We start from the raw sequence: 20901 nt of genomic DNA, 5'->3' as shown, positions 1-20901 counted from the left end.
ATGTGCGGGCAAAGCGAAATGAGCTTACCCGGCATCCATACATGCCTGACGTTTCATTTGTCCTTCAGCAGAACTTCCGAGCTTTGTGTACATTCGCGCTTGGGTTGCGTTGCGGCGCATCGGCACCTGTCCCAAGGCAGAGCTCCTCGTTTCGCATACAGGCACACGGCTACGGGTCATCGCACGCCGCGCTAGCCTCCACCAAAGACTCTTACGTTTTACCCCAAGCTCTGGAATTCTCATGCTCGGCCTAGTCCGTATCGCCCTTCGGCGACCCTACACCTTCGTAGTCCTGGCGATCTTCATCCTCATCATCGGTCCTTTGTCCGCGATGAGAACGCCAACCGACATCTTTCCTGATATCAGGATTCCCGTGATCAGCGTCGTGTGGCAGTACACGGGTTTGCCGCCGGACCAGATGGTCGGCCGCATCACCTCGCCATTCGAACGCACGCTGACGACTACGGTGAACGACGTCGAGCATATCGAGGCGGAATCGGTCGCCGGCTTCGGGATCATCAAGATCTTCTTCCAGCCGGGGGTGAATATCAGCACGGCGAACGCGCAGGTAACTTCAGTCGCGCAAACTCAATTGCGGCAATTGCCTGCCGGTACGACGCCTCCTCTGATCCTGAACTACAACGCGTCGACCGTACCGATCATCCAGTTGGCGCTGTCTGGCAAAGGACTCTCTGAACAGAACCTCGGTGACCTGGGGCTGAATGCGGTGCGCCCGGTTCTCACGACGGTCGCAGGCGCAGCAATTCCTTACCCGTTCGGCGGCAAGACACGTCAGGTGCAGATCGACGTCGACCCGGCGGCGCTCCAGGCGCGCGGCTTATCCGCGCAGGACGTCGCCAATGCGCTTGCCGGCCAGAACCTGATTACGCCGGTCGGCACTGAAAAGATCGGTGACTACGAGTACACGCTGCAACTGAACAATGCACCGTCGGAAATCAAAGCCTTGGGCGATCTGCCGGTCAAGGCAGCCAATGGCACCACCGTCTACATTCGTGACATTGCGAATGTGCGCGACGGCAGCCCGCCGCAGACCAATATCGTGCATGTCGACGGCCGGCGCTCGGTACTGATGTCCGTGCTCAAGAACGGTTCGGTTTCGACGCTCGGCATCATCTCCGGCATCAAGCAGCGGCTTGCTGCAGGGAAAGCGTCGTGGCCCGATAACCTGCAGATCGAGCCCATCGGCGACCAGTCGTTGTTCGTACGGGCGGCCATCACCGGCGTGGCGCGCGAGGGTGTGATCGCGGCCGTGCTGACGAGCCTCATGATCCTGCTGTTCCTGGGTAGCTGGCGCTCGACGATCATCATCGCAACCTCAATCCCACTCGCCATCCTCGGCTCCATCGCGACGCTATCCGCGCTCGGCGAGACGTTGAACATCATGACGCTCGGCGGTCTTGCATTGGCGGTGGGGATTCTGGTCGACGATGCCACGGTGACGATCGAGAACATCAACTGGCACCTCGAGCACGGCAAGGAAGTGGAGACGGCCATTCTCGACGGCGCCGCGCAGATCGTCACGCCGGCATTCGTCTCGCTGCTGTGTATCTGCATCGTGTTCGTGCCGATGTTCTTCCTGAGCGGGGTTGCACGCTTCCTGTTCGTGCCGATGGCTGAAGCAGTGATCTTCGCCATGATCTCGTCGTTCATCCTGTCGCGAACCCTTGTGCCGACGATGGCGAAATACCTGCTGAAACAGCATGTAAAGGGCGAGCACGCCCAGGAAGCCAAAAGCCCCGGTCCGCTTGGGCGTTTCCAGCGCGGCTTCGAAGCGCGCTTTGAAAAGGTGCGCAGCGCCTACCGTGGGTTGCTCGAACTCGCGCTGACCCACCGGCGTCCGTTCGTCAGCGGCTTCCTCGGCTTCGTCGCCCTCTCGTTCGCGCTGGTGCCGTTCCTCGGCCGCAACTTCTTCCCTTCGGTCGATTCCGGACAAATCCTGATGCATGTGCGCGCACCAGTCGGCGTTCGCGTTGAAAAGACCGCGCAGATTTTTGCGGATGTCGAAGGCGCGATCCGCCAGATCGTCCCGCCGGCGGATCTCGGCACCGTGGTCGACAACATGGGTCTGCCGGTCAGCGGCATCAATACCGCGTACAACAACACCGGTACGGTCGGCTCGCAGGACGGTGACATCCAGATCGCGCTAAACGAAGGCCATCGTCCAACCGAAGAGTATGTTCGCCTGATGCGCGAGAGATTGCCGCGGGAATTCCCGGGCGTCACGTTTTCGTTCCCGCCGGCGGACATCATCAGTCAGATCCTGAACTTCGGCTCGCCGGCGCCGATCGACCTGCAGATTCGCGGCAATAATCTGAAAGCCGACTACGCGTACGCGGACCGTCTGCTGCGCCAGGTTCGCGATGTTCCGGGGGTGGTCGACGCGCGGATTGCGCAGTCGCAAGGCAACCCGACTTTCAACGTCGATGTCGACCGCACACAAGCGCAATTGCTCGGCATCACCGAGCGCGACGTGACGAACAGCATGGTGGTGAACCTCGCGGGTTCCAGCCAGGTCGCGCCCACGTTCTGGCTGAACAACGCGAACGGCGTGTCTTATCCGATCGTGATGCAAACGCCGCAATACAGCCTCGATTCGCTCGCCGCACTGCAAAATCTTCCGATCACGGCCAGCGGCGGAAGCACCGCCCAGATCCTCGGCGGCCTGGCGACAGTCGAACGCACCAGCAGCAACGAGGTTGTCAGCCAGTACAACATCCAGCCCATGGTCGAGATCTTCGCGACCACCCAGGGCCGCGACCTCGGCGCGGTGGCATCCGATATCCAGCGCATCGTGCACGACAACGCCGGCACCTTGCCCAAGGGCGCGGCCGTCGCGCTGCTGGGCCAGGTGCAGACAATGAACAGCGCCTTTGCCGGCATGTTGTTCGGCCTGCTTGGTGCGGTGGTGCTGATCTATCTGCTGATCGTGATCAATTTCCAGTCGTGGGCCGACCCCTTCGTGATCGTAAGCGCGTTGCCTGCCGCGTTGGCAGGGATCGTCTGGATGCTGTTCGCAACCCACACGACGCTCTCGGTACCCGCATTGACCGGTGCGATCATGTGCATGGGGGTGGCGACGGCCAACTCGATTCTGGTCGTCAGTTTCTGCCGCGAACGTTTTGCCGTACACGGCGACCCGTTCAAGGCCGCCCTCGAAGCAGGCTTTACGCGTTTTCGCCCCGTGCTCATGACCGCGCTCTCCATGATCATCGGCATGGCGCCGATGGCGCTCGCCCTCGGTGAAGGCGGTGAGCAAAACGCGCCGCTTGGCCGCGCCGTGATCGGCGGTCTGCTGTTTGCCACCACCGCTTCGCTGTTCCTCGTCCCCGTCATTTTTTGTATCGTGCACGCGCGCCCCGGGCGCGCGGCTACCCCGGCATCCGTCTCGGGAGGTCCTGCTCATGTCGTCTGAATCTACTTTTCCCACTAATACACCGTCGCGCCGCCCGCTTCTCGTAGCAGGCGTGGTCGGCCTGCTGGTCGCCTTAGGCATCGTCGCTGCCGGGCTCACACTGCGAGCCGCCGATGCCCGCAAGCTGAAAACCTGGACCGACGCCCAGGCCGTGCCGACCGTCAACCTGATCCAGCCCTTGCGCGACGCCAACGGCCCCTCGCTGCAACTGCCCGGCCGTCTCGAAGCGTTTACGCGCGCGCCGATTTTCGCGCAGGTCAGCGGCTATCTGAAATCATGGAGTGTCGATATCGGTGCGCCGGTCAAAGCGGGCCAGGTACTCGCCGAAATCGAAACGCCCGAGCTCGACCAGCAGCTATTGCAAGCGCGGGCGGATCTCCAGAGTGCGCAGGCGAACGCTTTAGTTGCAGGTACCACGGCCAAGCGCTGGGAAGCGCTAAGCGGCACGGATTCCGTCGCCCAGCAGGATGTCGACCAACGCACCGCTGACTACACCGCCAAGGAGGCGATCGTAGCGGCCGCGAAAGCCAACGTCGATCGCCTCGTCGCCACCAAGGCCTTCGCACGTATCGTCGCGCCATTCGACGGCGTGGTGACCGCCCGTGATACCGACGTCGGCGCGTTGGTCAACGCCGGCAGCGGCGGAGTAGGACAGGAGTTGTTCGCGGTCTCCGAGGTCAAGCAGTTACGCGTGTATGTCCAGGTGCCGCAGAATTACGCACCGGCGATACACGACGGCACGACCGCCATCCTGACCGTTCCCGAGTATCCCGACCAGCAGTTCACCGCGCGCGTGGTTGCAGCGGCAGACTCGGTCAATTCGAGTTCGGGAACGACGCTGGTTCAACTGCTGGTTGACAACGCTAACGGCAAGCTGCTGCCGGGTGGGTTCGCCAGCCTGAAATTCACGTTGCCCGCCTCCGCCGATTCACTCCGTGTACCGGCCAGCGCGCTCGTCTTCGATAGCCGCGGCGTCGTGGTCGCCACGCTTGGCGCGAACGGTCACGTGCTGTTCAAGCAGGTGAAGATCAACCGCGACCTGGGTGACTCAGTGGAGATCGGCTCAGGGCTCGCCGCAACCGATCGGGTGATCGATACACCGCCCGACGGACTCGCCGACGGCGACAACGTGCAAGTTGCGACGGCGACCGACAAGAAGGCAGCAGCACATGATTAAGTATGGACTTCCGGCGCTTCTCGCGAGCGTCGTCGCGCTCTGCGCCTGCTCGCTCGCGCCGCAATATCAGGTCCCGCCGACGCCGATCGCTGCGCAATACAAGACGGTTGGCCCGTGGACCACGGCACAGCCCGCCGACCGGATAGACCGCAACGGCTGGTGGAAGATGTATGGCGACGCACAGCTCGACGATCTCGAAACGCGCCTGCTGGCAAGCAACACCGATTTGCGCGCGGCATACGCACACTATGCGCAAGCGCAGGCTTTCGTGGCGCAGGTCGAGTCGGGACTGTACCCGTCGATCAGTGCGAGCGCCGTGCCGCAGCGCGATCGCCAGTCCGACAGCCGGCCGTTGCGCGTGGGCGGCCCGAACGACTACAACTCCGTCACGCTTGGCGGCGAAATCAACTACGACCTCGACCTGTGGGGCCGAGTGCGCGACTCCGTGGTGGCCGGCAAGGACGAGGCGCAGGCGACCAAGGCCGATCTGGCCTCAGTAAGGCTGAGCCTGCAGGTCGAACTGGCGGACAGTTGCCTCCGCTTGCGCGGCCTCGACCAGCAAACCGAGCTGTTGAACGAGACTGTCGTGGCGTATGCGAAGGCCCTGCAACTCACGCAAACGTTGCATAACAGTGGGATCGTGTCTGGCCTCGACGTTTCCCGAGCGCAAACGCAACTTTCGTCGGCGAAGTCGCAGCTGTCGCAGAACCTGGCGCAACGGGCTCTGATTGAACACGCGATCGCGGTCCTGGTTGGGGCCTCCGCGTCCGAATTCAGCCTGCCGCCCCAGACCGCCGCCATCGCGTTGCCGGCGATTCCGACCGGCCTGCCCTCGACGCTGTTGCAGCGACGTCCCGACGTCGCTGCAGCGGAACGCCGGGTGGCCGAGGCCAACGCGAAAATTGGCGTCGCGCGGGCGGCTTACTTCCCGGACATCATGCTCAGCTTGCAGGGTGGTGTGCAAAGCGCAGCCTACGCCGGCCTGGTGAGCGCGCCCAATCTGTTCTGGGCGGTCGGTCCGCAGCTGGTGCAGTACGTGTTCGACGGCGGCTACCGTCGTGCGCAACTCGATTCCGCCAAGGCGGCAACCGAAGAAGCGGGAGAACGTTACCGCGGCGTGGTGCTGTCTGCATTCCAGCAGGTTGAAGACAACCTTGCCCTGCTGTCGTATCTCGGCACTGCGCTTGGCGAGCAACGGGATGCAGCAAACGCCGCCCAGTACTCGGTCGACCTCGCGTTACGCCAATATCGCCAAGGCACAGTGGGCTACCTCGATGTCGTGCAGGCGCAGACCGTCGCACTCGAGGCGCAACGCAGCGTGCTCGATATCCAGACACGCCAGCTAAGCGCGAATGTGCAACTCCTGCATGCGCTCGGCGGCGGATGGTCGAGCGATGAACTCGCTCAAGCGGCTGCAGCGCCCGCACTCGTCGCGACAGCAATGGAGCGCCGCGCGAATTGAACGCCGCTGCACGGCACGGGAGAAGCGTGGGTTCTGGCGCAAATAACGAGTCGAGTCGGTAACCAGTCGCGCGCTGTTCGAAACGTCGAATGCCGCTCACCGCGAGCGGCATCGTCCCCATTGCGCTCAGCCGCCGTGAAGCGCCTTGCTCAAGCCGGCATCGGACAACGCGCAGAGCGCCACCGCCGACCAGTCATGCTCGGCGCCGAGCCCTTGCGAGCGCAACGTCAGGAACCGGTCGTGGACGAGACTTGCCAGCGGCAGCGGAACGCCAAGTGCCTCAGCGGCTGCCAGCATCAGGCGGTTGTCCTTCTGGCCAAGCGGCAACGAGAAGCCAGGCGGCTGGAATTGCTGCGATGCAATCAGCGAACCGTAGATCTTGTATGGCGGCGCATTGAAGTTTGCGCTCGTCAACAGCTCGACCAGACGCATCGGATCGATGCCGGCCTTGCCCGCTACGGCACAGGCTTCGCCCAGCGTTTCGATGATCACGGACAGCATGAAATTGCCGATCAGCTTCACCAGGTTGGCCTGCGAAGGATCTTCGCCGACAATGCCCACCGACTGCCCAAGCGTTTCGAGAAGCGGCACGGCAACCTTGAGGTGCTCGTCCGCGCCTGCCGCCATGATGAACAGCTTGCGCGCCGCCGCGGCATCTGGCCGGCCGAATACCGGTGCGGACACGAAGGCAAGACCCGCTTCACGGTACTTCGCTGCGTGGTCCTGCGCGGTGGCGACACTGATCGTGCTCATCGAGATGTGCAGCGCACCCGGCCTCAGCGTGGTGGCGATGCCCGCCTCGCCGAACGTGACCGCTGCGTGCGCGGCATCGTCGGCCACCATCGTGAACACCACGTCGGCCCCCTGCGCCGCCTGCGCGGGACTCGACGCGACGCTCGCCCCCGCTTCGCGCAATGGTTCGGCGCGGGCCGGACTACGGTTGAAAACCTGCACGTCGTGCCTGGCATCGATCAGGTTCTTCGCAATCGCGGCGCCCATCGAGCCAAGTCCTACAAATCCAATTTTCATAGTGACATTCCAAATGATCAGCCGCGCGGATGCGGGCCTGTTCAGACTGCAAATTGATAGACCTGACGGCTCACCTCGAGCGTCACGTCGCCGTGTTCGCCCAATGCCGTCATCCCGTGCTCTTCGAGCTTCGCGATCAGCGTGCCGATTGACCGGCCGCCAATCTGGTAATCGCGCAAGCGGGTTCCCACCGTCATGCGCTCGAAGAACACGCGGGTCGCCGTGATCGCCGCACTGATACGCTCGTCCTCGCTGCCCTCGGTGATGTTCCAGACGCGTTCGGCGTACTGGAGCAACTTCGCGCGCTTCGACTCGCGGCGCACGCTCAGCATGGCCGGCAGCACGATGGCGAGTGTCTGTGCGTGATCGAGTCCGTGCAGCGCCGTGATCTCGTGACCGAGCATGTGGGTCGCCCAGTCCTGCGGCACGCCGGCGCCGATCAGGCCGTTCAGCGCAAGCGTTGCCGTCCACATCAGGTTGGCTCGCACCGCATAGTTGTGCGGCTCGGCAAGCGCCTGCGGGCCGACTTCAGTCAGCGTGATCAGCAGGCCTTCGGCGAAGCGGTCCTGTACCCTGGCGTCCACCGGATAGGTCAGGTACTGCTCGACGATATGAACGAACGCGTCGACGACACCGTTGGCAATCTGCCGCGGCGGCAACGAGTAGGTCGTGGTCGGGTCTAGCACCGAGAAGACCGGATAGGTCGCCTCGCTACGGAACGGCAGCTTGTCGCCTTTCGCGCGGTGGCTGATAACGCCGCCGTTGTTCATCTCCGAACCGGTGGCGGGCAGCGTCAGCACGCTGCCGAAGGGCATCGCGTCGCGTATCTCGGCCTGCTTCGCCAGAATGTCCCACGGCTCGCCGTGGAACTTCACAGCGGCAGCAATGAACTTGGTGCCGTCGATCACCGAGCCGCCGCCCACCGCCAGAAGAAAATCGATGTTCTTCTCGCGGGCGAGCGCAACCGCTTCCATCAGCGTTTCGTAAGTGGGGTTCGGTTCGATGCCACCGAACACGTGCCACGCGCGGTCACCGAGCGCCGCCTGCACTTGCGCCAGTACACCGTTGCTCTTGATGCTGCCGCCGCCGCACGTAATCAGCACCCGCGCGTTAGCGGGGATCTGCGCATCGAGTGTGGCAATCTGGCCTTCGCCGAAAATGATTCGAGTGGGGTTGTGAAACGTAAAGTTCTGCATTGAATCTCTCTTCCTTACATTGAAATGACCGGTCGTCTCAAAACGGTATAAACGGCTGCCCGAATCGAAACCCGTCGCCGCTCAAGCCAGCTACGACCGTTACTGCGGGGATTTGAAAAACAGATCGAACATTGAATGCACGCAAGCCTTCAGCGGCTCGACCGAGTCATCCAGCTTCATGCGCAACAGGCTGCCTTCCCACGCGTTCCAGAAAAGGTCGGCCATTGCATCAGCCGAAAGATCGCGCCGCACGGAGCCGTATTCCTGGCCGTGCCGCAGATAATCGGCACAGCCGACACGCCATTCGTTGACCGTCCTGCGCGCAGCGACCCGGCACAGATCGCTCGACTGCGCGATCTCGCCCGCAAAGTTGCCGACCAGACAACCGTAGCGGTCGTCACAGTCTTCGTAGTCGCCAACGATGCGCGTGTAGATGCCGCGAAGCGCGAGCAGCGGATCAGGTGACGCCGCTTCGAGCGAATACTGCTTCCATTCAGCGGCCTGCTCCTGCGCGTAGTGGTGCAGGATCGCTGCACCGAATGCCTCTTTGCTCTCGAAGTAGTTGTAGAACGAGCCCTTCGGCACGCCGGCACGCTCGACGATGTCTTTTACGCCGGTGCCGTGATAACCCAATTCGGCGAACAGCGCGACACCCGCTTCGAGTAGTCTTTCGCGAAAGTCTTCAGTGCGTCGTGTGTACATAAGCATTACAACTTCAACCCTAACGGCACAATGCCGCTCCGCGCGAGCGGGCGGCACCGTGCACATACATCGATTTCAAGCCGCGTCAGGCGCGGCGTGTCGCGAGTTCGGCACCTTGACGCAGTGCTTCGAGCAGGCTGCGTTCGTCAGCGATGCCTTTGCCTGCGATATCGAACGCCGTGCCGTGATCGACCGAGGTACGGATCACATCGAGGCCGACCGTCACGTTGACGCCGGCTTCGAGGCCGAGCACCTTGACCGGACCGTGGCCCTGATCGTGGTACATCGCCACCACCAGATCGAAGTCGCCACGTCCCGCACGGAAGAACAGCGTGTCGGCAGGGAGCGGGCCCTCGATGTCCCAGCCGCGTTCACGCAAGACCTGCACGGCTGGAACGATCTTTTCCTCTTCCTCGCCATAACCGAACAGGCCGTTTTCGCCGGCATGCGGGTTGATGCCGCACACGGCGATGCGCGGATTGGCGATGCCCGCCTTCACCAGCGTCGCATGACCTCGCTCGATCGTGCGCTGCACGAGGCCCGGTTCGATCTTGCGGATCGCATCGATAATGCCGATGTGGGTCGTCACGTGAATCACGCGCAGTTTCGGTGCGACCAGCATCATCGACACTTCCTCGATGCCCGTGAGGTGCGCGAGCATTTCGGTGTGGCCGGGGTACTTGTGACCGCCAGCGTGCAACGCTTCCTTGTTCAGCGGCGCCGTGCAGATCGCATCGATCTCGTCGGCTTTCGCGAGTTCGACGGCGCGCGCGACGTACTGATACGCGGCGTCGCCTGCGAGCGCCGACAACGCGCCGAAAGGCAAGTCGGCGGGAATCAGCGCGAGGTCGATGCAGTCGATGGTGCCGCGTTCATATTGCGCATCCGCCGGCTTCGCGATGCGGCGCACTTTCGTGCTGCCGCCGACAATCCGGCTGGCCTGCTCAAGGCGCGCCGCATCGCCGATGACAAGCGGGCGGCACTGCCGGTAAACGGACTCGTGCGTCAAGCTCTTGACGACGATTTCCGGACCCACGCCCGTTGCGTCGCCCATCGTGATGCCGATGACTGGAAGATAGTTGCTCATGATGTTTTGCCTGAATGACGTTGGTTCGTTTCGCGAGCCGGTGAAGATGTCGTTGTGCCGCCCGGGTGCGCCGATCCGGACTCGCTATCGGCGAACTCCGGTGTGCCCCGCAGATGAAGGTAGGCGCCATACAGCGCGTGCTCGCTGCCAAAGGCGCCGGCTTTGGTGACGACGGTGAGGCGCGGGTTGCCGTGCGGGCGTCCCACCGCCACGCCCGGCTCGATTTCCGAAAGCAATTGCAGGCTGTCGATACCGGCTGTACCGAGCATCGCGCGCGCGGTTTCGCCGCCAGTCGCGATCAAGCCGCTCAGATGCGTGAAAAACGGTGCGACGAGCGAAGCGAGCGCTGCCGACAATTGGGCGCCCTCGGCGGGATCGAACAGATCGTCGCGACCAATTCGCACCAGCAAGTCGGTGTGCTCGCTCAGATGTGCGCCGACGCGCGCTTGCCAGGCCGCCCACTCCAGATGAAGCTCGCCCGCACGCAGCACGACCGGCGGCACGATCAGCTCGCCAACGCCCGCACGCTCGCGCAGCATCGCGCATTGCTGTTCCGAGACGGCCGACAGGCTGCCCACCAGAATCAGGATCGCGCCTCTCTGCTGCTCCGACTTCGGCGGCGCGTCTTGTGCTGCTTCCGTGGCAACATCGAACAGATCGCTCAGCGACGCCAGTTCGCGAGCCAAACCGCCTGAGCCCACCCAGAACAGAGCTTTGCCCATCGACGCCGTCGCCTGCGCGAGGGCCCTCAAATCCGCATCCGTTTCCGCATCGACGATGAGCGCCTGTGCACCGCTGCTCGCCACCACGGAAATGGCATCGCGCAACGCTGCGGGATCGCCACGCAGCGCGTCGACACCCAACGGTGCGGTGCGCAAGCCGACCGCCTCGACCATGGCGTTGAGGTCTGCGGAACGCGCGGCGTGTTCGAGCTTCCACGTTTCCGTGTTTTCGAGCGGCACGCCGCGCACGAATACGCGGCCCTCACGCACCGTGCGCCCGGTTGCAGGAAAGGCCGTGGCGACAATGGCAAGGCCCGCGAGCGGCTGCAACGCGGCCACTTCCGTGGCCCAGTTGCCGCGCAAGGTCGAATCGATTTTCTTGTACAGACGTCGCCCCGGCGCGCGCTGCACCAGCCACGCGGCGCGGGTGCAGTGAGCTGCTTCGGCCGGGGACATGCGGCGCGAGTCGGTGTCCACCGCGATCACCTCCACCGCGCCCATCGCGCGCGACGCATTCAGCGTGACTGCCGTACTGCGCCCCGCGCCCGCAAACGCAATCGCGCAGTCGGCGGCCCCGGACAGGTCGTCGGCGATGATCAGAATGCTGGTGTTGCTCACCGGGTCGCCCCCAATGCAGCAGCGCGGCTGGCGTCGGCACGCTTGCCGGCCCGCTTTGCGACGGCCGCAGTGAGGATCGGCGACACGATCGCAGTCACGACGACGCATGAGGCGACCAGCAAGGTCGCGCTTTTCGCGGCCTCTGCATAGACCGGGTTGGCCGCCGCGATCAGCGCCGGCACAGCCGCTCCGTTGCCTGCCGTGTTGGCTGCCGCCACGCCTGCGACACCCGTGCCGCCGGTCAGGCGATCGGTCAGATAGAGGGGAATGCCCGTCACGATCACCACCGCGACGCCGAGGCCCATGCCGAGCAAGCCGGCCTGCCATACTTTGTGCAGGTCGAGGCTCGCGCCCAGCGCCAAGGCGAAAAACGGAATCATCACAGGCACAGCGCGGCCGAGAAAGCTGCGCATCTCACGGTCCAGATTGCCGAGCAGCATGCCGGCCGCGAGCGGCAGGATGCTGCCGACCAGCGTCTGCCACGGAAACGCCGACAGCCCGGCCACGCCGAGCGTGACCATCGTAAGGAACGGGCCGGATTCGAGCGACATGATCGTGTAAGCGCCGACGTCTTCAGACTTGCCATATTGACCCATCAACGCCATGTACAGGCCACCGTTCGTGTCGTTCATCGCGGCGACCACCGCCAGCGTCGACATTCCCGCGAACAGTCCGGACGAAACCGGCTGCTCGCCCAAAAAGTGGCCCAACACGACACCCACCAGAATCGCCGACCCAACCTTCGCCGCGAACAGCGCCCCGCCCTTTTTCAGCAGATAGGGCGTCGCCTTTACATCGATCGACGAGCCCATGCACACATAGAACACGGCGAGAATCGGCAACGCGCCGGTAAACAGCGCGTTCGTGAACGAGCCGAAGAACTTCGGCATGTCCGGCAAGAAGGTGGCGATCATTGCGCCGAACAGCAGCGGGACGATCATCATCCCGCCCGGAACGCGTTCGATCGCGCGCTTGATAGGAAGTTGGGCCATCATTGTCTCCTGTTTGAAAATGATCGATACAATCATATTGATTGACTGATTCGGTCATTCAGAGTGTACGTGACGAACCGACTGTGCGCAATCCGATCACCGGCAAGTCGTGGGGTTAATAAATTTGCTACAACGAACCGTTCCAGGCGGGACACGCGTCGAATTTGATCGAATCGATCAAAATAGGCTAAAACACTTGCATACCGTGACGACGCCGCGGTTGCAGCGCGCCCCGTCCGCGGCGTTGCCCCGGCAACTGGTTTGATTACACTTACGCCCGTTGACGCCTTTCCTTTCTATTGCGCGCACCATTCGGACGACCCCTTACCCTCTATCACCATGAAAGTTACAAACCGCCGCGAGGCGATGCTGAAGGCCGTCCTGTCCGGCATGAACGACGTAGGCGCCCTGTGCGAGCATTTCGGCATGTCCGAAGCAACCGTGCGTCGCGACCTGCGTGCGCTCGCCGACGAACGGCTCATCGTGCGCACGTACGGGGGCGCGGCCGCCTCGGTCGGGATTCACGAACCCGAGGAGTCGCTCGATCTGCGGCGCGAAAGCTTCCGCGAGCAAAAGGATGCGATCGCGCAGGCGGCGGTGAGCCACGTTCAGGACGGCGACACCATCTTTCTCGACGGCGGCACCACCACCGCCGCACTGGCCCGGCTGCTGGCCGGCCGCCGCGACATTCGCGTGGTCACCAACAACCTGCTGGCAATCGGCCTGCTTGCATCGAGTGACGTGCCGGTCACACTGATCGGCGGCGACCTACGGCCCTCGAGCATGAGCACACTCGGGCCGCTCGCGCAGATCGCGTTGAACCGCCTGTCCGTCGACAAAGCCTTTCTGGGCGCGGACGGCGTAGTCGCCGGCCGTGGGCTCTGTGAGGCGACCGCCGAGCAGGCCTATCTGAAGGAATGCATCATCAGGCAGGCGGCCAACATCTTCGTGCTGGTGACGTCGCACAAACTGGATCGCGCGAGCCAGCAGCACTGGACACCACTCGAGCGAGACTGGACCCTGGTGACCGATGCTCAACCGGGCGCGCCGGAATTGGCAACGTTCCTGCTGCGCGGCGAAGTAACGATCGAAACCGCGTCGCAGCAGGCGCGCCAGCCTCTGCCTCACGGGAAGGCATAGTGTCTTAAGGGGGGCGGCGCCGCGCGGTCCTTACAGACCACGCAGTCGCACAGGACAGCCGCGAGGCTTCAAACACGCGCAACGCCAAACGCCTTCACGACGTTCACCCAATACGACGCACCGGTAGCCAATGCGTCGTCGTTGAAGTCGTAGTGCGGGTTGTGAAGCGGAGCGCCAGGCTTGGGCCCGTCGACGCCCATCCAGACATACGCACCCGGCCTCGCCTGCGCCATGAACGCGAAGTCTTCCGAGGCCATCGACGGCCTGCAGCCCAACGTCACCTTCGCCGCGCCGACCGTTGCGCGCGCCGCATCGAGCGCGACGTCGGCTTCGGCCGGCGCATTGATCGTTGCCGGATAGCCGTAGTGGTAAGACAGCGTCGCTTTCGCGCCATGCGCCTGCGCGGTCAGCGTGCCGATTTCATCCAGCAGGCTCCGTACGCGCTCCTGCACATTGGCATCGAAGCAGCGTACGGTGCCGCGAATCACAGCGCGATCGGGCAACACATTCCAGGCCTCGCCGCCATGGATCTGCGTGACGCTAACGACGCATGCTTCTTTCGGCGAGATGCGCCGGCTCACGATAGTCTGCAGCGCGATTACGACATGGCTCGCGCAAACCAGCGCATCGATCCCCTCTTCCGGCATTGCGGCGTGCGAGCCTTTGCCGTCCACCAGAATCTCGAAGGTATCGAACGAGGCCATCATCGCGCCGCGGTTGATCGCGAAATGGCCGAGCGGCAAGCCAGGCCAGTTGTGCAGACCGAATACCGCGTCACACGGAAAACGCTCGAAGAGTCCATCTTCGACCATGACGCGTCCGCCGCCCGCCACCTCTTCGGCGGGCTGGAAGATCAGGTGCACCGTACCGTGCCAACCGGTATCGCGGCTTAACGAAGCGGCGGCGCCCAGCAACATCGCGGTGTGGCCGTCGTGACCGCACGCGTGCATTTTCCCGCGCTGTTGCGAACGGTGCTCGAATTCGTTGTACTCCACCATCGGCAGCGCATCCATATCCGCACGCAATCCGAGCGCAGGACCGCTCCCCCTCCGCAGCGTGCCGACCACACCGGTTTTGCCGACGCCCTCGGTCACTTCAAAACCGTAGTCGCGCAGCGCCGATGCCACCAGCCGTGCCGTCGAGACTTCTTCGAACGCGGTCTCGGGATGCGCATGCAGTGCACGACGCCACGTCACCATCTTGTCGACCAAATCAGCTTCAATCATTGATTACCTCACAAACAGACCGCGGCGCAGCGAGTACCATTGCACGCCCGGTGATCAGAGAACTTCACTACTTCCGCTGCTTCAGTCAGCCGGGCAAAACGGCACTGGCGCAAGGAACACCGACTCCTGATGCACCAGGTATGGCAGGATGCGGGGCGTGAAAGCTTGCCAACGCGGATCCGCCGCGAGCTTCGCGCGCTGCGCGGCGCGATGTGCGTAGTCGTCATAGCGCCAGCAGAACACGACCGAATTCAACGTGCCCGAGTCTTTAGTCCAGCAGCCCTTGAGTTGTGCGTACTGACTGATGATCGCGAGCCCCTCGCGTTCGTAGATTTGCAGAAACTCACCCACCTTTCCTGCCGTAATCTGGTACGTACGCATTTCCACCAACATGATTGCCTCCTGTTGCAATTCAAACGCTCACAAAACAACGACCGCCGAGCACACTGTCACACCGCCCGGCAGAGCTGCACTCCACTGCAAGTTAGAAGCTGTGTCGGATACCCACGCGCACCGCGACCTGATTCTGCGTCGACGAGGGTGACAGATAAGTCAGATCGGCTACCGCAGCGTGTCCCGTCGAATCGACGCCGCTGGCGCGTTGCCACGCAACGATCAGGTAAGTGAAAGTACGTTTGGAAAATGAATACTCGGAACCCGCCGCCACCTGGTTGTAGTGCGCATGCGGTGACGACGTGTAGTCGTAGGTCAGACCCGCCATGACAGCAGGTGTAAGGCTATGACTGACGAACGCTTCGTACGAGTCGAGTGTCGCGGAACCCTGGTACGAGGTACTGGTGGTCGCTACTGCGTTGCTGAAGCGCGTGTTGGTGTAAAGCGCGCCCAGCTTCGTGGCGCCGAACTGATAGTTGCCGCCTACTCCGAGCGTCTGCATGCTGTGCGCGGTCGCGTAGCCGCTATAAATCGGGTTCGTTACAGGATTCGTAAACGCCTGGCCGGCTGTCGCACCCGTGGTGCCGTCGAATCGCGTCACTGCCGGGTTGTTCACATAGAGATAGGCGGCCGCCAGCTTCAGCGGACCGTTCGCATAGCTCAGGCCGAAGCCGTACTGCCGCGAGTCGCCGACCGAACCCGCCACGCCACCAAAGCTATAGAGTGCGCCCGCCGTGATGCCGTGATACGTCGGGCTCACGTACTTCAGCGTGTTGCTGACGGGATACGTGCCCCAGATCCCGTCCACGTCGCCCGCATGCGACGACAGCGAGCCGCCGAACGCCAGCGAAGAAGTCAGCGGCTGCAGATTGGTCACCATGAAGTCATACTGCCGCCCAAGGCGCACGCTGCCGTAGTTGCCGGATAGGCCCACATATGACTGACGGCCGAACAGCCGGCCGTTATAGCCGAGCTTGCCGCTGTTTACGTCATAGCCGCTCTCGAGCTGGAAGATTGCGCTCGTGCCGCCGCCTAGATCCTCGCTGCCCAGCAGGCCGAACTTGCTTCCGCCCATACCACCGCTGAAGGTCTGGTAATTGGCATGTCCGCCCTGATTGTTGGTGTAGGTAATGCCATCGTCGGCGACGCCGTAGAGGGTCACGCTGCTTTGCGCCTGAGCTGCCTCCGCAAGGCAGGTCAATGCCAGTAGGACAACTATTTTTTTACTCACGAGAATTCCTGTCGAATGAAATATTGAATTTGGTCAAACGCTGAACTACAGAACGAACAAGGTTGCCATCGCAACGCGGACCGTCAGGCCGCGTGCCCAATCAAAAATCCCACCAACAAACCGAGCAGACCCGAACCTGCGCCGACCAGCCAGACCCGCAGACCCGTTGTCGGGTCGGGTTTTGGCCTGACGATGGACGGCTTCGTCTCGCCGTGCGGCTGACGTTGCACGCCTCCGGTCAGTGGCGCATCGTCCGGCTGTGCGTGCGTCGCGGGCTCGATGACTTGCATGGAGTACGCGGGCGCCGCCTCCTTTTCGATGTGCGCCTTCAGCGCGCCGAAGAAGGCATCGAGATTCTTGCCCGCTGCGGACTGAATCAGGCGGGACCCCACGCTCATCAGCTTTCCACCGATTTCGACATCCGCGTCGTACATGAGCACGGTCGTCTCGGCCTCCAATTCGAGTTGCACGCGCGCGGTGACTTTCGCAAAACCAACTGCGCCCGCGTTGCCCGTGCCGACAATCGTGTAAGCCCTGGGCGGATCGAGATCCGACAGCTCCACATTGCTCTTGAAGGTCGCCGCCACCGGACCCACGCGAATCTGCACGGTCGATTCGAAATGCCGCTCGTCCAGCATGGCGAGCGATTTACACCCGGGTAGACACGCCTCGAGCACGGCAGGGTCGTTCAGCGCACGCCACACGGTCTCGGGTCGTGCGGGGAGAATGCATTGATCAGCTAGCTTCATCGCCGCTCCTCAGCGCTCGTAGAGTTTGAAAAGCGCCTGGGTACCGTTGCGCGTAAAGCCTTGTTCGGCGAGCTTCTGATAAAGGCTGCGCACCAGATCCAGACCCGGCAATTCACGTCGCATGTGAGCGGCTTCCTCATGCGCAATCCGCATGTCCTTGATGAAATGCTCGATAAAGAAGCCGGGCGCGAAATCGCCCTTCGCGATGCGCGGCCCCATGTTATTCAACTGGAAGCCGCCAGCCGCGCCGCCGCCGATCGCGCTCAGTACGGTCTGCGCATCCAGTCCGGCGCTGTGCGCATAGGCCAGGCCTTCGCACACGCCTAGCATCGTCGATGCGATCACGATCTGATTGCACAGCTTGGTGTGCTGACCCGCGCCAGGTCCGCCTTGCAGCACGATGTTGGTGCCGAGACAGCGCAGCATCGGCTCGACGCGGGCCAGCACGTCGGCCGCGCCGCCCACCATGATGGACAGCCGTCCCTCGCGCGCGCCGACATCGCCGCCAGAAACCGGTGCGTCCAGCGTGTGCACGCCGCTGGTTGCAGCGTGTGCGGCTAGCTCTTCGGCCAGTTGCGGGCTCGAGGTCGTCATGTCGATCAGCACGGCATCGCGCCGCGCGTTCATGATCAGACCGTCGTCGCCGAGGTACAGCGCGCGCACGTCGTCAGGCATGCCGACGATCGTGATGACCACGTCCGATGCTTCAGCGAGCGCCTTCGGGGTGGCGTGCCAGGATGCGCCTGCCTCGATGAGCGGCTCGGCCTTCGCACGCGTACGGTTATAGACGTGCAGCGGATAGCCGGCTGCGGCGAGTCGCGCCGCCATCGAGGCGCCCATGATGCCGAGGCCGATAAAGCCGACAGCGGGTTTGCTTGCAGATTGATTCATAATTGTTTGATCCGGTCAGAGTTTGTCGCGCAACAGGTCGCGCAACAGCATGGGAGTCAAAGGATGACGGTCGGCGACCACGCCGAATGGCGCTAGCGCGTCGTTCACGGCGTTGGTCAGGGCGCCGAGCGCGCCCATCACGCCGCCTTCGGCCATCCCTTTGATACCCGCCGCGGTCGCGCGGCTAGGCGTATGCAATGGGATGATTTCGAAATTGGGTAATTCGGTCGACGTGGCGATCAGGTAGTCGGCAAGCGAACCCGTCACGTTCTGTCCCGTTTCGTCGTAGCGCGTATGCTCGAACAGCGCACCGGACAATCCCATCGCCACCGCGCCATGTTGCTGCCCTGTCACAACGGTGGGATTGAGCAGCGTGCCGCAGTCTTCGGCGATCACGTAACGCGCAAAATGGATCGCACCGGTGGCCACGTCCAGCTCGATCTCGCATCCGTGCGTCGAATTCGAGTAGGTCATCGGCGGCGGATCGTAGGTCAGGTGAAACTCGAGTCCAGGCGTGAGGCCCTGCGGCAGCGAAGTAGGATCCATATAGGCACTCCGCGCCACGTCGGCGAGCGTCAGACCCGCGTCGACCCACGTGTCGCCGCTACGGCGCTCGACGCGCGCATCGACAAGGCGCAGCGAGTCGCTATCGGCCAGGTCGAGACGGCCGGCGGCAATTCCGAGCACCTTGCGGCGTGCATCGAGCGCGCACAAATAAAGCGCGCCGCCGCCCGCCGTGCCGCTGCGGGCGCCGCGGCTGCCCATCCCGTATGGCGCAATATCGGTGTGGCCCAGATGAATACGCACGCTCGACGGGTGCACACCCAGGCCTTCGGCCACCGCATTGGCCATCGCGCTTTCATAGCCCTGTCCGCTGGGGCCGAGACCCACCGATGCGTTCACGACACCACTCGGCTCGATACGGATCCAGCTTGCCTCGTGTCCCGAACCCGGAATGCCGGCCGATTTATAAAAGCGCGAACCGTACGTCGTCGGCTCGACCACATTGCACAGGCCAAGCCCAAGATAGCGGCCGGCCGCCCGCGCCGCCTGCTGGCGCGCGCGAAACGCGTCGTAGTCGAAGGCTGTCAACACCGCCTCAAAGGTCTGCGACGGCGTGATGTCGGCCAGCGATTCGCCGGTGGCCGTGCGGTACGGCAGTTCTTCCGGCGTCAACAGATTGCGGCGGCGCACGTCGACCGGATCCAGCTTCAGTTCGCGCGCAATCGCTTCCATCGTGCCTTCCATGACCCAACTGGTGATGGACATCGGCGCGCGCATGGGTGCATTGCCGCATTTGTGACTCAGCACGACCTTCACGTCGAATGCGTAGTGCTGCAGCCGGTACGGTCCGCTCAACACCATCGCGACGACGCGCGCGAGATAGTTCGCCGGAAAGAAGCAATACGCGCCGAAGTCTTCGCGGATCTCCAGATCGAGCGCGAGCAGCGTGCCGTGCTCATCCACCGCGGCGCGCGTGCGGCAGAAGTCTTCGCGCGAATTGGCCGCTGCGGTCAGATTCTCGAGACGGTCTTCACGCCAGCGCACCGGCCGCTTCAGATGACGCGCGAGTGCAGCGACGGTCAGCTCTTCGCGGTACAAGGCGATTTTCTGGCCGAACGAACCGCCGACGTCGGGCGAAATCACCGTCACCTGCGACTCGCTGAGTCTGAGCCGTTGCGCGAGCTGAGTGCGCAAAGGATGCGGCACCTGGGTTCCGATGTGGAACGTCAGGTGGTCGCGCCCGGCGTCCCAGACTGCTGCGCAACCGCGCGTTTCAATGGGCACATGGGTCTGCCGCTGCTGCTGAAAGGTCGCCTCGACCACGCGGTAAGCGTGCTTGCTCACGCTATGCGGGTCGCCGTTCGAGTACGTCTGGTGCGACACCAGGTTGCCGGGCACCCCGGGGTCGACTTGCGCAGCATCGGCTTCGAGCGCCTGCCACATATCGGTCACCACAGGCAACGGCTCGAACTCGACCATGACCTGCTCCGCCGCATCTTCCGCGAGGTACCGGTCGGTGGCGACCACGCAGGCCACAAGATCGCCCTGAAAGCGCACGATGTCGGTCGGCATCGTCGCGAACTCGACCGGCAACAAGCCTTCAACCGGCGCAGCGACACGCATCGGCGTGGTCCACTGCGCCAACTCCCGTCCGGTGACGACGGTCACGACACCAGGCATGCCGGCAGCCGCCTCGGTATCCACTGAAACGATCCGCGCATGCGCATGCGGCGAGCGCACGAAGCTCACATGCAGGGCGCCCGCGATTTCGATATCGTCGAGATAGCGGCCATAGCCCGTCAGCAAGCGATAATCTTCGGTGCGCGGCACAGCCTTGTTGAGGTAGCGAAACGTCTGCTCAGACATCGACGCTCTCCCCCCGCATCCGCGCGGCCGCGCGCAGGATCGCCCGCACGATGTTCTGGTACCCGGTGCAGCGGCAAAGGTTGCCGGAAAGCGCCTCGCGCACCTCGGCCTCGGATGGGCTTGGGTGCTCGCGCAGATAAGCCTCGAAGGTCATCACGATGCCGGGCGTGCAAAAGCCGCACTGCAGGCCATGACATTCGTGCATCGCCTGCTGCAGCGGAGAGAGGCGGCCGTCCTGCGCGACAGCTTCGATCGTGGTGATCTGCACTTCGTCCATCTGAACAGCGTACGCGAGGCACGAGCGCGCCGGACGGCCGTCGATCAGCACGGTGCATGCGCCGCATACGCCGTGCTCGCAGCCGACGTGCGTGCCGGTCAGACGGCAGTCTTCACGAAGCGCATCGGAAAGGAGCTTGCGAGGCTCGCAATGCACTTCGTGACGGGTACCGTTCACATTGAGATAAATCGTTTTCTTTTCCATGA

General features: G+C 63.3%; 17 protein-coding genes. 4 read left to right on the top strand and 13 right to left on the bottom strand.

The genetic code is table 11. The features are described 5' to 3' along the window. Positions 1–241: 241 nt before the first annotated feature. The 3 genes from P3T25_RS02960 to P3T25_RS02950 are packed head-to-tail and all read left to right on the top strand — an operon-like array spanning position 242 to position 6072. On the top strand, positions 242–3433 hold the full coding sequence (locus tag P3T25_RS02960) for an efflux RND transporter permease subunit (RefSeq protein WP_429357423.1): 3192 nt from the start codon (positions 242–244) through the stop codon (positions 3431–3433). After that, positions 3423–4610 carry an efflux RND transporter periplasmic adaptor subunit gene (locus tag P3T25_RS02955; RefSeq protein WP_429357422.1) on the top strand — a complete coding sequence of 396 codons (1188 nt, stop codon included), beginning with the start codon at positions 3423–3425 and terminating at the stop codon, positions 4608–4610. The genes P3T25_RS02960 and P3T25_RS02955 overlap by 11 nt, the downstream gene beginning before the upstream one ends. Continuing rightward, positions 4603–6072 carry an efflux transporter outer membrane subunit gene (locus P3T25_RS02950; RefSeq protein WP_429357421.1) on the top strand — a complete coding sequence of 490 codons (1470 nt, stop codon included), beginning with the start codon at positions 4603–4605 and terminating at the stop codon, positions 6070–6072. Before P3T25_RS02955 ends, P3T25_RS02950 begins: the two co-directional genes overlap by 8 nt. Positions 6073–6198: 126 nt before the next feature. On the opposite strand, the gene P3T25_RS02945 is transcribed toward P3T25_RS02950, so the two are convergent. The 6 genes from P3T25_RS02945 to P3T25_RS02920 form a co-directional block, all read right to left on the bottom strand. Next, the gene (locus P3T25_RS02945; protein WP_429357420.1) at positions 6199–7101 is read right to left on the bottom strand and encodes an NAD(P)-dependent oxidoreductase; all 903 of its coding nucleotides are present in this window, start codon (positions 7099–7101) and stop codon (positions 6199–6201) included. Between the two features lie 41 nt (positions 7102–7142). Continuing rightward, the gene (gene yqhD / locus P3T25_RS02940; protein WP_266257647.1) at positions 7143–8297 is read right to left on the bottom strand and encodes an alcohol dehydrogenase; all 1155 of its coding nucleotides are present in this window, start codon (positions 8295–8297) and stop codon (positions 7143–7145) included. 99 nt (positions 8298–8396) lie between these two features. Next, complete coding sequence (locus P3T25_RS02935; RefSeq protein WP_233468779.1) at positions 8397–9005, bottom strand: TetR/AcrR family transcriptional regulator; 609 nt, start codon at positions 9003–9005, stop codon at positions 8397–8399. A 79-nt stretch (positions 9006–9084) separates the two neighbouring features. Beyond that, entirely contained in the window at positions 9085–10086 is a 1002-nt protein-coding gene (pdxA, locus tag P3T25_RS02930; protein ID WP_266257645.1) for a 4-hydroxythreonine-4-phosphate dehydrogenase PdxA, read from the bottom strand. Continuing rightward, the gene (locus P3T25_RS02925) at positions 10083–11426 is read right to left on the bottom strand and encodes a four-carbon acid sugar kinase family protein (RefSeq protein ID WP_429357419.1); all 1344 of its coding nucleotides are present in this window, start codon (positions 11424–11426) and stop codon (positions 10083–10085) included. The genes pdxA and P3T25_RS02925 overlap by 4 nt, the downstream gene beginning before the upstream one ends. Further along, positions 11423–12418: a 2-keto-3-deoxygluconate permease gene (locus tag P3T25_RS02920; protein WP_154564968.1), complete on the bottom strand. Its 996-nt coding sequence runs from the start codon at positions 12416–12418 to the stop codon at positions 11423–11425. Before P3T25_RS02920 ends, P3T25_RS02925 begins: the two co-directional genes overlap by 4 nt. Positions 12419–12757: 339 nt before the next feature. On the opposite strand from P3T25_RS02920, the gene P3T25_RS02915 reads away from it, so the two are divergent. Next, positions 12758–13558, top strand: a complete 801-nt coding sequence (locus P3T25_RS02915) for a DeoR/GlpR family DNA-binding transcription regulator (RefSeq protein WP_429357418.1) — start codon at positions 12758–12760, stop codon at positions 13556–13558. A gap of 68 nt (positions 13559–13626) precedes the next feature. On the opposite strand, the gene P3T25_RS02910 is transcribed toward P3T25_RS02915, so the two are convergent. The 7 genes from P3T25_RS02910 to P3T25_RS02880 all read right to left on the bottom strand — a co-directional run bounded on the left by P3T25_RS02910 (position 13627) and on the right by P3T25_RS02880 (position 20899). Continuing rightward, on the bottom strand, positions 13627–14784 hold the full coding sequence (locus P3T25_RS02910; protein ID WP_429357417.1) for a M20 aminoacylase family protein: 1158 nt from the start codon (positions 14782–14784) through the stop codon (positions 13627–13629). 81 nt (positions 14785–14865) lie between these two features. Next, positions 14866–15177: an NIPSNAP family protein gene (locus tag P3T25_RS02905; protein ID WP_429357416.1), complete on the bottom strand. Its 312-nt coding sequence runs from the start codon at positions 15175–15177 to the stop codon at positions 14866–14868. Positions 15178–15268: 91 nt separating this feature from the next. After that, positions 15269–16408 carry a porin gene (locus tag P3T25_RS02900; protein WP_429357415.1) on the bottom strand — a complete coding sequence of 380 codons (1140 nt, stop codon included), beginning with the start codon at positions 16406–16408 and terminating at the stop codon, positions 15269–15271. An 83-nt stretch (positions 16409–16491) separates the two neighbouring features. Further along, the gene (locus tag P3T25_RS02895) at positions 16492–17157 is read right to left on the bottom strand and encodes a CoxG family protein (RefSeq protein WP_429357414.1); all 666 of its coding nucleotides are present in this window, start codon (positions 17155–17157) and stop codon (positions 16492–16494) included. A 9-nt stretch (positions 17158–17166) separates the two neighbouring features. Further along, a complete protein-coding gene (locus P3T25_RS02890) occupies positions 17167–18048 on the bottom strand; it encodes an NAD(P)-dependent oxidoreductase (protein ID WP_429357413.1) in 882 nt (293 codons plus the stop codon). Between the two features lie 15 nt (positions 18049–18063). Further along, entirely contained in the window at positions 18064–20418 is a 2355-nt protein-coding gene (locus P3T25_RS02885; protein ID WP_429357412.1) for a xanthine dehydrogenase family protein molybdopterin-binding subunit, read from the bottom strand. Then, positions 20411–20899, bottom strand: coding sequence for a (2Fe-2S)-binding protein (locus tag P3T25_RS02880; protein ID WP_429357411.1), 489 nt, complete (start codon positions 20897–20899; stop codon positions 20411–20413). Before P3T25_RS02880 ends, P3T25_RS02885 begins: the two co-directional genes overlap by 8 nt. Between the last annotated feature and the right edge of the window lie 2 nt (positions 20900–20901).

It is taken from the genome of Paraburkholderia sp. GAS32 (assembly GCF_050434225.1).
Taxonomy (GTDB): Bacteria; Pseudomonadota; Gammaproteobacteria; order Burkholderiales; family Burkholderiaceae; genus Paraburkholderia; species Paraburkholderia madseniana.
This window is presented reverse-complemented; position numbering and strand designations above follow the sequence as displayed.

Excerpts from the sequence above, each read along its gene's own strand:
- P3T25_RS02885 (WP_429357412.1), bottom strand. The coding sequence starts at position 20,418 with ATGTCTGAGCAGACGTTTCGCTACCTCAACAAGGCTGTGCCGCGCACC.
- P3T25_RS02915 (WP_429357418.1), top strand. The coding sequence starts at position 12,758 with ATGAAAGTTACAAACCGCCGCGAGGCGATGCTGAAGGCCGTCCTGTCC.
- yqhD (WP_266257647.1), bottom strand. The coding sequence starts at position 8,297 with ATGCAGAACTTTACGTTTCACAACCCCACTCGAATCATTTTCGGCGAA.
- P3T25_RS02945 (WP_429357420.1), bottom strand. The coding sequence starts at position 7,101 with ATGAAAATTGGATTTGTAGGACTTGGCTCGATGGGCGCCGCGATTGCG.
- P3T25_RS02895 (WP_429357414.1), bottom strand. The coding sequence starts at position 17,157 with ATGAAGCTAGCTGATCAATGCATTCTCCCCGCACGACCCGAGACCGTG.
- pdxA (WP_266257645.1), bottom strand. The coding sequence starts at position 10,086 with ATGAGCAACTATCTTCCAGTCATCGGCATCACGATGGGCGACGCAACG.
- P3T25_RS02880 (WP_429357411.1), bottom strand. The coding sequence starts at position 20,899 with ATGGAAAAGAAAACGATTTATCTCAATGTGAACGGTACCCGTCACGAA.
- P3T25_RS02960 (WP_429357423.1), top strand. The coding sequence starts at position 242 with ATGCTCGGCCTAGTCCGTATCGCCCTTCGGCGACCCTACACCTTCGTA.
- P3T25_RS02955 (WP_429357422.1), top strand. The coding sequence starts at position 3,423 with ATGTCGTCTGAATCTACTTTTCCCACTAATACACCGTCGCGCCGCCCG.
- P3T25_RS02910 (WP_429357417.1), bottom strand. The coding sequence starts at position 14,784 with ATGATTGAAGCTGATTTGGTCGACAAGATGGTGACGTGGCGTCGTGCA.
- P3T25_RS02905 (WP_429357416.1), bottom strand. The coding sequence starts at position 15,177 with ATGTTGGTGGAAATGCGTACGTACCAGATTACGGCAGGAAAGGTGGGT.
- P3T25_RS02920 (WP_154564968.1), bottom strand. The coding sequence starts at position 12,418 with ATGGCCCAACTTCCTATCAAGCGCGCGATCGAACGCGTTCCGGGCGGG.
- P3T25_RS02950 (WP_429357421.1), top strand. The coding sequence starts at position 4,603 with ATGATTAAGTATGGACTTCCGGCGCTTCTCGCGAGCGTCGTCGCGCTC.
- P3T25_RS02890 (WP_429357413.1), bottom strand. The coding sequence starts at position 18,048 with ATGAATCAATCTGCAAGCAAACCCGCTGTCGGCTTTATCGGCCTCGGC.
- P3T25_RS02935 (WP_233468779.1), bottom strand. The coding sequence starts at position 9,005 with ATGCTTATGTACACACGACGCACTGAAGACTTTCGCGAAAGACTACTC.